Origin of the sequence: Thalassospira permensis NBRC 106175 (genome assembly GCF_000714555.1) — a bacterium.
Lineage (GTDB): Bacteria > Pseudomonadota > Alphaproteobacteria > Rhodospirillales > Thalassospiraceae > Thalassospira > Thalassospira xiamenensis.
Genome location: NZ_AUNC01000023.1, coordinates 262,334 through 276,298 on the forward strand (window position 1 = coordinate 262,334; position 13,965 = coordinate 276,298).

Sequence of the window (13,965 nt, forward strand, 5' to 3'; positions counted from 1 at the left end):
GGCAGCGAGAAGGCCTGAACCCGACTTTATATATGTTTGTCTTTGCCGGATGCCGTCCAGAATCGGGTCGCATCATCGTGATGTAATTGCCAAACCGAACCGGGGGTATGGCTGTGTGCCCGGGAAAATCGCTTGATTCCGTGTGGTTGAGATGGGAAAAGCCGTCCTTGCGTGATGCAATATGAACGGATTGCGCAAAACAGGTGTTTTTGTCGCGTAAAAGCGTGGATGAAGGCTTGACGGCATCTGTCAGAGACGGTAATAACCCGGCTCCAAGCGCGGGCCTGCATGTCAGGCCAAGCGTCCTTTTGCGAATTATAGACCAGGAGATCAGGTCATGGCACGTCGCTGCCCGGTATCCGGCAAAGGCGTTTTGGTCGGCATGAATGTGAGCCACGCCCACAACCGCACCAAACGTCGTTTCCTTCCGAACCTTCAGCCGGCTTCGCTGCTGAGCGAAGCGCTGGGTCGTTCGGTGCGTCTGCGTCTGACCACCAATGCGATCCGCACCATTGAAAAACGTGGTGGTCTGGATGCATATGTGCTCGGCACAGCAGCTTCCAAGCTGTCGGCAGAGCTGGTGAAAGTCAAACGCCAGATCGCCAAAGCTGTTGAAGCGAAAGCTGCCTAAGGCAGACTTTTGCTTTAAGAATTACGAAGGCTCGCGATTGCGGGCCTTTCGTTTTTCAAAGATTTCAGATCGCCCTGTTCCGGGGCCATAAAAGGGTCGTGCATCATCGATGCGCGGCCTTTTTGTTTGTCCGGGCGTTGATGTGCCTGATTGCGAGTCGTACCTGGTGCCGCCGGTTTTGCGTAAATGTTTGCGACTCGGCCTCAAGCGGGATTTGCGCTTTGCGAAAATTGGTCTATACTTTTCTCTATCAGTGATTTACGTGACCGCGTCGCATGGATTGATGAAACGTCATGATATGTTCATCACCCGCGATTCGCGAACCTGCTAAATAGTGGGTGCGACTCGGTAAACACGGTGGAGCGGATGATATGCATTTATCGCCCAATGCGTGTCCGGCACTTGTCCTTAACGCCGATTTCCGGCCGTTAAGCTATTTCCCGCTGTCCTTGTGGTCCTGGCAGGATACGCTTAAGGCAGTGTTTCTGGAACGCGTTGATGTTCTCTCGGAATATGATCGCGAAGTCCATTCTCCGTCTTTCAAAATGAAACTGCCGAGTGTCATATCGCTCAAGGAATATGTATCGCTCAAAAGCAGCCCGGCCTTTACCCGGTTCAACGTTTTCCTGCGCGACCAGTTTTCCTGCCAGTATTGCGGGGATCGTCTGCCGACCAGTGACCTGACATTCGATCACGTCATTCCGAGGTCGCGGGGCGGGCGAACGAACTGGTCCAATATTGTGACTGCCTGTTCGGACTGTAACCTTTTCAAGGGTAGCCGATCGATCAGGGAAGCCGGACTCCGGCTGCGCAGGACCCCCGAACAGCCGAGCATGCACGAACTCCAGACCATCGGACGCCGCTTCCCGCCAAACTATCTTCACGAAAGTTGGCGGGATTTTTTGTATTGGGATACCGAACTGGAATACGACTTCTGATCCGGGTCCGATATATGTGGACAAAGTAAAAGCACCGTCGTTTCTGGCGGTGCTTTTGTATTTTACGAAGTCCTTCGCAATCTGACTACCAGCGATATTTGACCGTGGCGAGAATCGTGCGTCCCTGACCGTAGTAGCAGGCATTTGTTCCCGAGCAACTTGCGACCCAACGTTCATCCGTCAGGTTGGTCGCATTCAATGCCAGAAGGTAGCCTTCAATCTCATAGTGGATGCCGGCATCAAACAGAGTGGTTGACGGGACTTCAACGGTGTTTGACTGATCAGCGTACTGTTTACCGAGATAGCGAACGCCACCATTGAACCCAAAGCCACTCATTGTGCCGGACTGTAACGTATAATCAGCCCAAAGAGATGCTGTATGTTTCGGAACGCCGACCGGGGCTTTGCCCTGATAGCCATCGTTGTCTTTGGTGACTTCGGCATCGTTGAAACTGTATGCAGCTTTGCCAACCAACCCTTCAAAAGGCTCAATGGTTGCTTCCAGTTCGATACCGCGCGAGCGGACCTCGCCTGACTGGATTTTACGTGCTGTATCGTCAGGGTCGGTTGTCGTGACATTTTGACGGCGCAGATCATATAAGGCAGCGGTTAACAGGCCATCGAAGCTTTCAGGTTCGTATTTGGCACCAATTTCGTATTGCTGACCTGTTTCAGGATCAAAGTTTTGCGTTCCCTGACTGGCGACGGGGGTAAAGGATTCCGAGTAGCTGATATATGGCGTAAGGCCGAGTTCGGTTTTGTAAACGAGCCCGGCCTGACCGGAAAAGGCATGATCGTTTTTGCTGCTCTCTGCACCGTTATTGGCGTTGTCGTATTTTTTCTCGTCTGACCAGTCCTGGCGACCGCCAAGGGTCAATACCCAATGTTCATCAAACTCGATCTGATCTTGTGCATAAACACCAAGCTGGCGAAGCGTTACATCGTCATCGTACCAAGTCGTCAGGGCAGACAGAGTTCCGCCGTAGGACGGGTTATAGACGTTTAGCGCCGACGCACTGCCGAACGCGGCATAACGATCATAGATGTAATGCTGATAATCCAGTCCGGTCAGAAGGGTGTGATTGACAGTTCCGGTTTCAAACCGGGTTTCCAGCTGGTTATCAATTGTAATGGCGTGTGCATTCTGGTCGGTGCGCAGGAGACTGCGGTTTAGCGTGCCAGCATTTACATCTGCCCAGCCGTTTCCGTAGATTGTTTTGTAATCGACATCAACAAAGGCATATCGCGCGTTCTGGCGGAATGTAAGATCATTCGTGAAGTCATGGCTGAGCTCGTAACCGAGTGAATACTGAATGCGCTTGTAGCCCTCAAACGCCGGTTCCCCGGTAAAGACATCAACCGGAATTGCACCATTGGGGGCGCCAAAGATTGTTCCGACGGCGGGCAGCCAGTTGTTTGCCGAGCCGGTATCGTCTTCCTGATAATGGGTGAGAAGGGTCAAGGAAGTGTCGTCATTTTCCCATTTCAGCGATGGCGCAAGATAAATCCTTTTGTCATCGACCATATCGGTCTGGGTGCCGGAATCTTTGACGAGGCCTGTAACGCGGTAAAGAACGCTTCCGTCTTCAACCAGCTTGTCGCCGATGTCAAAGGCCCCTTGTTTGTGATCGAAACTGCCGGTTTGCAGTTCTACTTCGTTTAGCATGTCTGCATGAGGGCGCTTGGAAACGACGTTGACGATACCGCCCGGCGCATTCTGACCATAAAGAACCGATGTCGGGCCACGCAGGAGTTCAATGCGTTCTGCCCCATATGCCTCTTGCTTGAATGACGCATAACCCGATGAGCGAAGCTGCATACCATCGCGGTAAAGGCCTATGTCCTGTTGGGCGAAGCCCCGCACCTTGAACCAGTCATAGCGGGTGTCGTAACCATACAAATCCGGTTGAATGCCCGGCGAATATTTAAGGGCATCCATAACGGTCTGGGCTTGGCGTGTTTCGATCTCTTTTTTTGAGATGACCGATATGGCGCGGGGCGTTTCCGAGATCGCGGTACCGGTTTTGGTTGCTGTTGCACTTTGCTTTGCAACATATCCCTTAACAGGTGACGTTGCTGTTTCACTTTGTTGGTCGGCTTCGATCACGATGGGATCAACAAGGATTTCGTCTTTGGCCTGTTGTGCGAAAGCCTGCATTGGTGATGTTGCGAAAATCATTGCAACACTGCCAAGAAGGGCGGTTCTTAAGTTCTTGTCTCTGAAGGACTTCATTGGGTCTGTTCTCTGCGTCAGTTGTCACGTGTGACGTCCCGATAGCACGCAGCGAAAGGGGAAATATTGAACCCTATTTGGCTATATTGAACGGTTTTTGGTTTAATTTACGATAGCCTGTTCGCGGCGCCATGCGCCGGGTGTGGTGCCTGTGATGCGGCGGAATACCCGTGTGAGATGGGCCTGATCTGCAAAGCCGATTTGGGTTGCGATGGATGCCAAAGGAGTATCGCATTTACGCAGCATGGTTTTGGCGCGTTCTATTCTGGCTTTCATCTGCCACTGGTGGGGCGGCATGCCTGTGCTCTCGCGAAAAGCCGAGCAAAAATAAGATTGAGATAGTCCTGCAAGTTCGGCTAATTCATCCAGGCGAATAACGCGACCGCAATTTTGTTCAATATAATCGACAGTCCTGCGTAGCTGGAACGGGGCGAGCCTGCCGCGTTTGCGTGTCGTATCGGTTTCTGGCATCGGTGCCAGAAGGGCGCTGGTCAGTGCGGTCAAAAGTCCTTCACCATAGAGCGCCGGTGATGGGCTATCGGTTGCGATGTCGTCGGCAATCATGCGCACAAGCGCATTGATGCGCTGATCATAAAAGCCGATCCGCGGCATTTCGAGGACGCTGGGATCTGCCTTGTAGCCAAGACATTGTTCAAGCCGTTGTGTATCAAGATGGATGTCAAGATGGCGCAGGCGGCATGAGCCCTGTACCTCAGAGGTGACATGCATGCCGGCCGGAATATAGAACAGGCACCCCTGATCACCACGGCCTTCACCAGTATGGTTTTTGTTCGCGCGAATGCAAAATTGCGCATCCCCGGCGCATTCCAGAATGGCAACCAGTCGCGGCGCTTCCGAGACATAACTGCCACCCGAGGTTTCTGCACATTGCACATGCCATAGATCGGTAATCCCTGTGTTCCAGCGTCTGAAACGAAGTTCTTCCAGGAATGTGATTCCTTCGATCTTGGTTGTCATATGGGGATGGAATGTCTGGTCTGGCATTCCTGCCTATATCCTCGCTGGGTATATTTGCTCTTCGGTCGTGCTCGATCAGCGCAGACCTATCTGGTTCGGTATTCCTTAAGGCTGCGGATATTATAAGAAGAATTTTATGCAAACAAGAATAATTCGCATTATTATTTAACGGAGGGAAAAAGAATATCTCGTGTCCGCAATCTGGTGTGTTTTTCGCAAAAAAAAGCCTGCTAGCAAAGCGTCTGGCAGGCCGGATTTCGGGTTTGATTTTGATCGTTCTAGCGTTTCATCCACCGTGATGGAGCGATCAGGCAAAGGATCGTCAGCGCGGCCGAGAAGAAGACATTGACTGTCGGCATCGTGATGCCAAACAGGGCCCAGTCGATCTTGTCACAGCGGATAATCGGCTGGGCCATCAGTTGCGCTTTCAGGTCGGCGACCGATGCCGCGCCGCTGGTAAGGCCGCCACACATGGCCGGACCTTCCCACCAGAGTTCCTGAACGCCGACATGATAGATCGCAATTCCGGTACCAATGGCAAAGGCAACACCGCATAGATAAACAAGAACCCGCGAAGCACCCGGTATGCGCAGCAGCAAAAGGGCAAGAATGGCAAGGCCACCGGCAACATAAAACGGTACGCGTTGATAAAGGCATAACACACAGGGCAAAAGCTTCTGCACATACTGCGCATAGAAGGCAAAGCCGAGGCTTCCGGCAGAAATCAGGAAAATGGCAACAGGTGGCAGGGCTGGGGCATAATGTGCGCGAAGCAATTTGATCATCGGGTTGTTCCGTTATCGTTTTTCGGTGTTAACCGTGCGGGATCAGTTTGATGGCAGCAAATCCACCGACAAGAACCACGACAAATATGGTAAAAACGAGGCCAAGCCGCCTTTCGATAAAGTCGCGAATGACCGGGCCAAACTTCCAGATCAGGGCTGCAATAATGAAGAAGCGCAAACCACGCGCCAGAACCGATGCGACCATGAATATTGCCGGATCAAGTGCTGTCACACCCGACAGGATGGTAATGACCTTGTAGGGGAACGGGCTTATCCCGGCGATGAACACTGCCCAGGCACCCCATTCGTTATAATAATCGCGGAATACATCGAACTTGGCGCTATAGCCATAAAGCTGCAATACCGGTTGGCCGATGCTTTCAAAAAGGAAGTAGCCGATGCCATAACCGGCAATGCCGCCAAGAACAGACCCGACAAGGCAGATTAACGCATAACGCCATGCGCGTGTTGGCGCGGCAATGATCATCGGGATCAGAAGAACGTCCGGCGGGATTGGAAAAACCGAACTTTCCACAAAGGCGATAATGAAAAGTGCAATGGCAGCGTGGCGATGGGCGGCCAGGCCAAGGGTCCAGTCATAAAGGCTGCGCAGCACGGAAACGCCCTTTGCATTTAAGACGATAAAAACAATGCGGCACTATGGCCCAGGAACGGGTGATGTAACCGCATTTGGGGCCGTCTCGCAATGCCGTTTTCCCGAGAAAAGTCCGCTGCGGCCAAAGATGTAATTTTTGCGCAAAGCCCCATTGACCGGACGAAAATTACAGCTATTATCCGCCCCCACGATGGCGGGTGCGCAATGCACCCATATGTGCCTGCCCCTGTGGCGGAATTGGTAGACGCGGCAGACTCAAAATCTGTTTCTCTTTGAGAGTGGGAGTTCGATTCTCCCCGGGGGCACCATCGATTTCTCAAAATCAATCTCCAAGAAATACTCGTGGTATGCCGTGTCGTGTTTGCGGGCTGTTGCGCGCTAACCGATCATTCTAAGTTTTGAGTTGATCGGTATCCGCTCCCTTTTTCGGTGGAAATGCTGATTTGCGTCACCTTTTTGTTGGCACGACAATTGCCACTCTCTAAGTGTTTATCAACTTAGGGAGGAATAAATGCAAAAAGCAAAAATCCTGATTTCTGCATCAATAATATTGGGTTTCATCGGAGCTGTCGGCAGTGCATCGGCAGATGACAGGTTCATCTCGCGGTTTGGTCCGGATGATCAGATCGGAGCCGCAAACTATCTTTCATCAGATGTAACCCTTGCGGCAAGCAAGCTGATTTCCAAGGGAAAAGTCTACTCACTGGGTATGGAAATTTCGCGCGATACGCCTGCATTCGCACCGCGTGGTGTGGCTGTAACGGTTTTCTCGCCCGGGCAAAGTGGCAACAAGACCATCGGCAGTAATGCCGGAACGTATAATGACGACATGTTTACCGGTTGGCTCGGCGTGGGAACCCAGATTGATGGCCTTGGTCATCTTGGCGATCACCACACTTACTATAACAATAATCACGCCGAAGACATGGTCGCTGCCACCGGATTGACCAAGCTGGGTATTGAAAATGTTCCGCCAATGGCAACCCGTGGTGTGCTGCTGAACGTTGCCGCGATAAAGGGAGCCGCCCGGTTGGATGGTGGATATGTCATTACCCTGGATGATATCATGGCCGCCCAAAAGGCGGCTGGGACTGAAATCCGCAAGGGTGACGTTGTTCTGATCCATACCGGCTGGCTTGATCTGGTGGGTAAGGATAATGCGCTTTATGGCAAGACCGAACCCGGTATCGGGCTGGAAGCCGCGGAATGGCTGGCTACGCGGGGTGTGGTCGCGGTTGGCGGAGATACATGGGGCCTCGAAGCGGTTCCTCACGAGGACCCGAATGCCTTCTTCCCGGTTCATGTGAAGCTTCTGGCAGAAAACGGCGTTTATATCCTTGAAAACATCGTCACCAAGGATCTGGCAGCAGACCGCGCCCACGAGTTTCTTTTTGTTCTGGGGCAGGCAAAGTTAAAAGGCGCAGTCCAGATGATCATCAACCCGGTTGCCATTCGGTAATCCGGGATCGCCTCGATTGATTTTAAGAACCGGCGGCCAAGCGACCAAACAGGCCGCCGGTTCTTTGCCACTGTATAAATCGGAGTTCACAAGCGGCTAAATCAGAAAACGCTGCGGTAAATGGCTTCAATATCGTTTGTCGTCATATCGCGCGGATTGCTCTCGATCAGGCGATGGATTTTGGTAAAGACCTCCTCGGCCATTTCAGGCAGAGAGTCTTCGGTGATCCCCAGTTCATGCAATCGTGTTTCAAGGCCGCTGGCAAGGACCATTGCCTCAATCCGGCGAACAAAGGCCTCTGCGGCATCTTCATCGGATGAGAAATCGGCATCTTCGATCAGACAGGGCGCAAGTTCGGCATAGAGTTTACTTGCGGCGGGCAGGTTGAAGCGCAAAACTTGCGCCATTACCAGTGCATTGGCGTGTCCGTGCGGAATATGGAACCGTGCGCCCAACGGATAAGCCAGCCCATGGACGGCTGCGACTGACGCATTGGCAAAGGCCATCCCGGCAATCAGTGAGCCCTGAAGCATTGCCGATCGGGCTTCCTTGTCGCCGGGGTTCTCTATCACCTTCATCAGGTTCTTGCCAAGCAGCGACAATGCTGTGACCGCCATGCCATCGGCAATCGGGTTTTTACGTGTGCGGCTGGTGTATCCTTCGATGGCATGAACCATCGCATCAAGACCGGTTGCCGCGGTGACTTTCTGTGGCAACCCATAGGTCAGTTCAGCATCCAGAAGCGCGATATCGGGCATCAGTTGCGGGGTATAAACAACCTGTTTCAGATTATTGTTATCGGTGATGACCGACACCCAGGTGACTTCCGATCCGGTGCCAGCGGTTGTCGGGATCTGGATCAGGGGCAAACGGTCGCCGGTTGCCTTGTCGATCCCGTAAATGCCTTCGATTGTCTGATCGCTATTGGCAAGCAGCGCGACAAGTTTGGCACTATCAAGAGAACTGCCACCCCCAATACCAACCACACCATCAGCCTGCCACTCCTTGGCACCATCAATGGCCTGCTGAACGATATTCTGGGGGGGATCAGCTTTAACATCGGAGAATATCTGAACGGCAATACCAGCCGCTTCCAACGATTTTTGCACCTGATCGGCAAAGCCAAGTGTGACAATGCCCGGATCGCAAACAACAGTGACGCGGGTTGCGCCAAGTTCTTTCATCAGGGTGCCGGTTCTGGCAATGCCGCCCGCCTCGCATACGATGCGCGGGACACTACGAAACATGAAACTCATGGTGGGCTCCTTGTTGCCGGTCAGTTGGCTTTCCCGGCAAGACCGCCGAGACACATATATTTGATTTCGACAAAATCATCGATGCCGTATTTCGATCCTTCGCGGCCGATACCGGATTCTTTCACACCGCCAAACGGGGCTGATTCTGTGGAAATGATCCCTTCATTGATGCCGACAATGCCGTATTCCAGTGCTTCGCCAACCCGCCAGATACGACCGATATCACGGGCATAGAAATAGGCCGCCAGTCCAAAGGGCGTATCATTGGCCATACGAATGGCGTCTGCCTCGTCGCGGAACCTGAACAGGGGGGCAACCGGGCCAAAAATTTCCTCGGAGAAAATCCGCATGTCGGCGGTAACACCGGTCAGGATGGTCGGGCTGAAGAAATTGCTACCCGGTTTGGCGCGTGCGCCACCCAATACTGCTTTTGCGCCACAACTGATCGCGTCATTGACAAGGGTTTCGACCTTCTCAATGGCCTTGGTATTGATCAGCGGCCCCTGGGTTACACCCTCCTCGGTGCCGGGACCGACACGCAGCCTGGCAACGGCGGCGGCAAGTTTTTCGGCGAAGGCGTCATAGACACCTTCCTGCACCAGAATGCGGTTGGCACAAACGCAAGTCTGTCCGGCATTGCGGTATTTCGATGCGATGGCACCGGCAACGGCCTCGTCAAGATCGGCATCATCAAAGACAATAAATGGCGCATTCCCACCAAGTTCCAGACTGACCTTTTTGACGGTGTCGGCGCATTGCCGCATCAAAAGTTTGCCGACCTGGGTTGAACCGGTAAAGGACAGTTTGCGCACAATCGGGTTTCCGGTCAGTTCATTGCCGATATCCGCCCCATGCGATGCGGTCACCACATTGATCACGCCATCGGGGAAACCCGCACGCTTGGCCAGTTCCGCAAGGGCAAGGGCGGTCAAGGGCGTGTCTTCGGCAGGTTTGATGACAACGGTACAGCCCGCGGCAAGTGCCGGGGCACATTTGCGGGTGATCATGGCCATCGGGAAATTCCAGGGCGTGATCGCAGCAACAACGCCAATCGGTTGTTTGACCGTGATGATGCGTTTATCCGCACCGTGCGAGGGAATGACATCGCCATAAATGCGTTTACCTTCTTCGGCAAACCATTCAAGGAATGACGCGCCATAGGCCACTTCGCCACGGGCCTCGGCAAGGGGTTTTCCCTGTTCGCGAGTCATCAGCAAGGCAAGGTCTTCCTGTGCGGCCATGCACATGTCAAACCATTTGCGAAGGATGTTTGCCCGTTCCTTGGCAGTCTTTGTCCGCCATGCCGGAAGGGCGGCATTGGCGGCATCAATCGCCAGCCGGGTTTCGGATGCCCCCATATCGGGAACATCGGCAAGATGTGCGCCGGTTGCAGGATCTGTCACTGAAAAGGTTATACCATTTTCAGCCGACACCCATTTGCCATTGATATGACCAAGGGTTTGCCAAAGACCGGTATCATTGAGTTCAATCGTCATGGGGCTATCCTGCGGTTAAAGCACGGAGGCATAAATGTCGCGGGCGGCTTCAAAGGTCATCTCGCGCGGATTATTGATCAAAAGACGTTCGACCTTCATCGCGTCCGTCGCCAACATGTCGAGATCGGACTCAGACACGCCGACATCGCGCAGCTGTCGGGTAAACGGCATGCGTTCGACCATGTCGGTCATGTAGCTGATAAAGCGATCACAGGCGGCATTATCATCGGCAAACCGTTCACCCGGCAGAACAGCACGGGCCAGTTCCGCATATTGCGCGTGGGCTGCATCGCGGTTGAATTTAAGAACCTCGATCAGGACAAGCGCATTACTGTGACCATGCGGCACATGAAAATGCCCACCCAGCGGATAGGCCAGCGCATGAACTGCGGCGACCGGGGCATTGGCGAATGCCATGCCAGCCATCATTGATCCTTGCAACATGGCTTCGCGGGATTCGCGTGATGGTGTTGCCGATACCGCATCATCAATATGGGCGGTCATCAGCTGCATCGCGCGAATGGCCAAACCATCAGACAGCGCGTTTTTCTTGTGCTTGGTTGTATAGGCCTCTATTGCATGAACCATCGCATCAATACCGGTCATTGCCGTAATCGATGCAGGAAGACCCATCGTCAGTTTGGCATCAAGCAATGCGACATCCGGATAAAGAAGCGGCGATACAACGCCCTTTTTCTCCTGGGTCGGAGTGGTAACGATGGAAATGGGTGTGACTTCAGAACCGGTGCCTGCGGTGGTTGGAACCTGAATAAGCGGTAGTCTCGGTCCTTTTGCCAGACCGATCCCATAGATCGCGTCAAGTTGCTGCGGGTTGCCACACAGCAAGGCCACCAGCTTGGCGGTATCCATCGATGATCCACCACCCAGGCCGATAATGATATCGGCCGCGAAATCCATCGCGCCCTTTACGGCATCAAGGATGGTGCTTTCAGGCGGGTCGGCTTCAACACGTGTCCACAGAAGAGTATCGATCCCGTCATCAATAAGGGCCTGATAGGGGGCATCAATCAATCCGGCTTTCTGCAGGCCCGGATCGGTGATGAGGATGGCGCGTTTTGCGCCGAACTCGTTACACAGGCTGCCCAACTGAAGTGCGCCATCAAACTCGCAGATGACGCGGGGCGTGGTTTCAAATGTAAAATCTGACATGGGGGTCCTCGCGTTGGCCGGTTCAGGCGAACTGGGTTGCTGATGGGGAAACTGTGCCGCGTTCGATGCGGTAGCTCCCTGTCACCAGATCGGCGGAATGGGTGTCATCTGACTCGGAAATCAGGACGCACAAACCGCTGCTGCCAAGGTTGGAAATGACTTCGGACAGGCGGCGTGACAGAACCGGGGCAACACCTTCGAACGGTTCATCAAGCAGCAACAACTTCCGGCCCGGCATAAGGGCGCGGCCAAGTGCGACCAGCTTTTGCTGTCCCCCCGAAAGCTGTAAGGCGCGGCGCGCCCGGAACTGCGCAATTTCCGGAAGCAGGTCATAAACCCATTCCAGACGTTCCCTGGCATCGGCAATGCCGTTGGCCCATGCAGGCAGAAGAATATTTTCCTCAACCGTAAGTGACGGGATCAGGCGGCGGTCTTCGGGCATGTAACTGATACCGCCTTTTGCCCGACCAAAATCAGCCGTTTTGCGCAGATCCTTGCCATCAAAGGTAATGGAACCATCGTCGGCCTCAAGCAATCCCATGATGGCACGCATCAATGTGGTTTTGCCTGCACCATTATGACCGATCAGACCAAACATCTGCCCGGACGGAACGGTCAGAGAAACATCACGCAGGATCGGAATGTTGCCGATTGAAACATTCAGGCTCTTGATTTCAAGCGTCATGATGCGCCATTCCCCTTTTTGTGAGTGGGACGATGGCCGGTCACGAGATCACGCACGCGTTCTTCGGCAAGAACCGCCGACGGGTTGCCGTCGGCGATGATTTCACCGCTATAGAAGGCCAGAACACGCGAAACGTAACGTTCGACCACATCCATGTCATGTTCAACAAACAGCACTGTCACACCATGCTGGCGGACGGCATTCATCACGGTGTCCATCAGGGCGGTTTTCTCATCCATGCTGACGCCACTGGTCGGTTCATCCAGCAAAAGCATCTGCGGATTGCCAATCAGGGCCATGGCGATATCCACCAGTTTGCGTGCACCTTGCGGAACTGCCGTCACCAATGAATCACGATAATTTTCGACACCGAATTCACGCAGGATGTCTTCGGCCCGTGCGATGCGTTTGTCGCTGCGAAGCGGGCTCAGGAAGCTTGGGCGTGGACTTTCGGCAGCGGCAAGGGCAACGATCAGATTGTCGATTACCGTCATTTCAGGAAATAGTTGTGCAACCTGAAATGAACGTGCCATGCCAGCACGGGTGATGGCACGTGGCGAACGGCCAAGAATAGACTTGCCGTTAAACTGTATTTCACCACGGGTCGGCTTAAGATAACCGGTCACCATATTGATGAAGGTTGTCTTGCCCGCGCCGTTGGACCCGATGACGCCAACGATTTCACCTTTGGAAATCCGGACATCAAGGTCCTTTGCGGCGATGACCGCCCCAAATTCCTTGTTTAGCGATCTGGTTTCAAGAATGACAGTCATGCACGTTCTCCTGACTTTTTCCGCGATACCAGGCTCCAGAGCCCTTTAGGCAGGAAGACGATGACACCCAAAAGGGTAAATCCGAGGATCATCTGCCAGGTATGGGGAACCAGTTCGATTGCATAGGTCCGCACGACCGAGAAAACCACGGCAGCAATGAACGGAGCGGCGACATGACCCAACCCGCCGAGAAGAGCGATAAAGATAAATTCGCCCGATGTGGTCCAATAGGCCATTTCAGGGTCGACATGCCCGGTGGCCAGGGCAGTCAATCCACCGCCAAGTGAGGAAACTGCAGCGGCACAGACATAGTTGCCGTACAGCAGCCAGCGCGGCGAGAGACCAAGATATTCAACGCGGACTTCGTTTTCGCGAACGGCTTCGCAGATCACGCCGATCCCGGCCTTGGTATAACGGTGGATCAGAACGGCAATGACCAGACCTGCCAGAACGGTCAGGGTGAAGACAGTAAGCTGACTGCCTTCGCCGCCTTCTGGTGCCCAGCCAAAGACGGTCCAGTTATGCACGTTAAATCCGTCCGTACTGCCCAGTTCAGGGCTTTTGACAAGGATGCCGAACAGGATCATCGAAAATGCCAGCGACAGCATCGCAAAGAAGATGTCCCGATATCGGGTCAGCAACAGCCCCAGCAACATGGCAACCGCAATTGCCACCAGCATGCCAAGGGCCAGGGCAGCAATTGCATCATGGATGCCAAAGAACTGGCCACCCATGCCGACGGTATATCCACCAATGCAGTAAAATAGGCCCTGGCCAAACGATACCAGGCCGGAGCGCATCTGCATGACAACGCCTTGCACAACGAGGGCTTTGGCAAAGGCGATGGTCAAAAGGAAGATCAGCCAGCCGGGCGATACAAACCCGAACAGCACGCAGGCAATCGCAATTGCAGCAAGCGAGATCTCAGTTTTATCGAAGCGCATG

At 53.6% G+C, this 13,965-nt stretch carries 13 protein-coding genes and 1 tRNA gene; 4 read left to right on the forward strand and 10 right to left on the reverse strand.

All coding sequences use genetic code 11. From position 1 onward, the window contains the following. Window positions 1-337: 337 nt before the first annotated feature. Both rpmB and SMB34_RS13105 read left to right on the forward strand, forming a co-directional pair. Complete coding sequence (gene rpmB / locus SMB34_RS13100; protein WP_037990572.1) at window positions 338-631, forward strand: 50S ribosomal protein L28; 294 nt, start codon at window positions 338-340, stop codon at window positions 629-631. A 371-nt stretch (window positions 632-1,002) separates the two neighbouring features. Beyond that, window positions 1,003-1,569, forward strand: coding sequence for an HNH endonuclease (locus tag SMB34_RS13105; protein ID WP_007089028.1), 567 nt, complete (start codon window positions 1,003-1,005; stop codon window positions 1,567-1,569). Between the two features lie 85 nt (window positions 1,570-1,654). Here the strand turns inward: SMB34_RS13105 and SMB34_RS13110 are convergent, their stop codons facing one another. The 4 genes from SMB34_RS13110 to SMB34_RS13125 all read right to left on the reverse strand — a co-directional run bounded on the left by SMB34_RS13110 (window position 1,655) and on the right by SMB34_RS13125 (window position 6,181). Continuing rightward, complete coding sequence (locus tag SMB34_RS13110) at window positions 1,655-3,802, reverse strand: TonB-dependent siderophore receptor (RefSeq protein ID WP_037990573.1); 2,148 nt, start codon at window positions 3,800-3,802, stop codon at window positions 1,655-1,657. A gap of 102 nt (window positions 3,803-3,904) precedes the next feature. Beyond that, on the reverse strand, window positions 3,905-4,807 hold the full coding sequence (locus SMB34_RS13115) for a helix-turn-helix domain-containing protein (RefSeq protein WP_037990575.1): 903 nt from the start codon (window positions 4,805-4,807) through the stop codon (window positions 3,905-3,907). 251 nt (window positions 4,808-5,058) lie between these two features. Beyond that, complete coding sequence (locus SMB34_RS13120) at window positions 5,059-5,565, reverse strand: disulfide bond formation protein B (RefSeq protein ID WP_051682287.1); 507 nt, start codon at window positions 5,563-5,565, stop codon at window positions 5,059-5,061. Window positions 5,566-5,593: 28 nt separating this feature from the next. Continuing rightward, window positions 5,594-6,181: a YqaA family protein gene (locus SMB34_RS13125; RefSeq protein ID WP_037990576.1), complete on the reverse strand. Its 588-nt coding sequence runs from the start codon at window positions 6,179-6,181 to the stop codon at window positions 5,594-5,596. A gap of 222 nt (window positions 6,182-6,403) precedes the next feature. Between SMB34_RS13125 and SMB34_RS13130 the strand changes: the two genes are divergently transcribed. Together SMB34_RS13130 and SMB34_RS13135 are read left to right on the forward strand one after the other, a co-directional pair. Next, window positions 6,404-6,489, forward strand: a tRNA-Leu gene (locus SMB34_RS13130). Window positions 6,490-6,692: 203 nt separating this feature from the next. After that, window positions 6,693-7,640 (forward strand): cyclase family protein, encoded by a 948-nt coding sequence (locus SMB34_RS13135; RefSeq protein ID WP_037990578.1) that lies wholly within the window; start codon window positions 6,693-6,695, stop codon window positions 7,638-7,640. A 101-nt stretch (window positions 7,641-7,741) separates the two neighbouring features. On the opposite strand, the gene SMB34_RS13140 is transcribed toward SMB34_RS13135, so the two are convergent. The 6 genes from SMB34_RS13140 to SMB34_RS13165 are packed head-to-tail and all read right to left on the reverse strand — an operon-like array spanning window position 7,742 to window position 13,964. After that, on the reverse strand, window positions 7,742-8,896 hold the full coding sequence (locus SMB34_RS13140; RefSeq protein WP_037990580.1) for an iron-containing alcohol dehydrogenase: 1,155 nt from the start codon (window positions 8,894-8,896) through the stop codon (window positions 7,742-7,744). A gap of 20 nt (window positions 8,897-8,916) precedes the next feature. Beyond that, complete coding sequence (locus tag SMB34_RS13145; protein WP_167332765.1) at window positions 8,917-10,392, reverse strand: NAD-dependent succinate-semialdehyde dehydrogenase; 1,476 nt, start codon at window positions 10,390-10,392, stop codon at window positions 8,917-8,919. Window positions 10,393-10,407: 15 nt separating this feature from the next. Then, complete coding sequence (locus SMB34_RS13150) at window positions 10,408-11,562, reverse strand: iron-containing alcohol dehydrogenase (protein ID WP_037990581.1); 1,155 nt, start codon at window positions 11,560-11,562, stop codon at window positions 10,408-10,410. Window positions 11,563-11,584: 22 nt separating this feature from the next. Continuing rightward, on the reverse strand, window positions 11,585-12,247 hold the full coding sequence (locus SMB34_RS13155; protein WP_037990583.1) for an ATP-binding cassette domain-containing protein: 663 nt from the start codon (window positions 12,245-12,247) through the stop codon (window positions 11,585-11,587). After that, window positions 12,244-13,020, reverse strand: a complete 777-nt coding sequence (locus tag SMB34_RS13160) for an ABC transporter ATP-binding protein (RefSeq protein ID WP_007089018.1) — start codon at window positions 13,018-13,020, stop codon at window positions 12,244-12,246. Before SMB34_RS13160 ends, SMB34_RS13155 begins: the two co-directional genes overlap by 4 nt. Further along, the gene (locus SMB34_RS13165) at window positions 13,017-13,964 is read right to left on the reverse strand and encodes a branched-chain amino acid ABC transporter permease (protein WP_007089017.1); all 948 of its coding nucleotides are present in this window, start codon (window positions 13,962-13,964) and stop codon (window positions 13,017-13,019) included. Before SMB34_RS13165 ends, SMB34_RS13160 begins: the two co-directional genes overlap by 4 nt. Window position 13,965 lies beyond the last annotated feature (1 nt).

Coding starts and splice junctions, on each gene's coding strand:
- SMB34_RS13135 (WP_037990578.1), top strand. CDS start 6,693: ATGCAAAAAGCAAAAATCCTGATTTCTGCATCAATAATATTGGGTTTC.
- SMB34_RS13150 (WP_037990581.1), bottom strand. CDS start 11,562: ATGTCAGATTTTACATTTGAAACCACGCCCCGCGTCATCTGCGAGTTT.
- SMB34_RS13160 (WP_007089018.1), bottom strand. CDS start 13,020: ATGACTGTCATTCTTGAAACCAGATCGCTAAACAAGGAATTTGGGGCG.
- SMB34_RS13110 (WP_037990573.1), bottom strand. CDS start 3,802: ATGAAGTCCTTCAGAGACAAGAACTTAAGAACCGCCCTTCTTGGCAGT.
- rpmB (WP_037990572.1), top strand. CDS start 338: ATGGCACGTCGCTGCCCGGTATCCGGCAAAGGCGTTTTGGTCGGCATG.
- SMB34_RS13105 (WP_007089028.1), top strand. CDS start 1,003: ATGCATTTATCGCCCAATGCGTGTCCGGCACTTGTCCTTAACGCCGAT.
- SMB34_RS13165 (WP_007089017.1), bottom strand. CDS start 13,964: ATGCGCTTCGATAAAACTGAGATCTCGCTTGCTGCAATTGCGATTGCC.
- SMB34_RS13155 (WP_037990583.1), bottom strand. CDS start 12,247: ATGACGCTTGAAATCAAGAGCCTGAATGTTTCAATCGGCAACATTCCG.
- SMB34_RS13115 (WP_037990575.1), bottom strand. CDS start 4,807: ATGCCAGACCAGACATTCCATCCCCATATGACAACCAAGATCGAAGGA.
- SMB34_RS13140 (WP_037990580.1), bottom strand. CDS start 8,896: ATGAGTTTCATGTTTCGTAGTGTCCCGCGCATCGTATGCGAGGCGGGC.
- SMB34_RS13120 (WP_051682287.1), bottom strand. CDS start 5,565: ATGATCAAATTGCTTCGCGCACATTATGCCCCAGCCCTGCCACCTGTT.
- SMB34_RS13145 (WP_167332765.1), bottom strand. CDS start 10,392: ATGACGATTGAACTCAATGATACCGGTCTTTGGCAAACCCTTGGTCAT.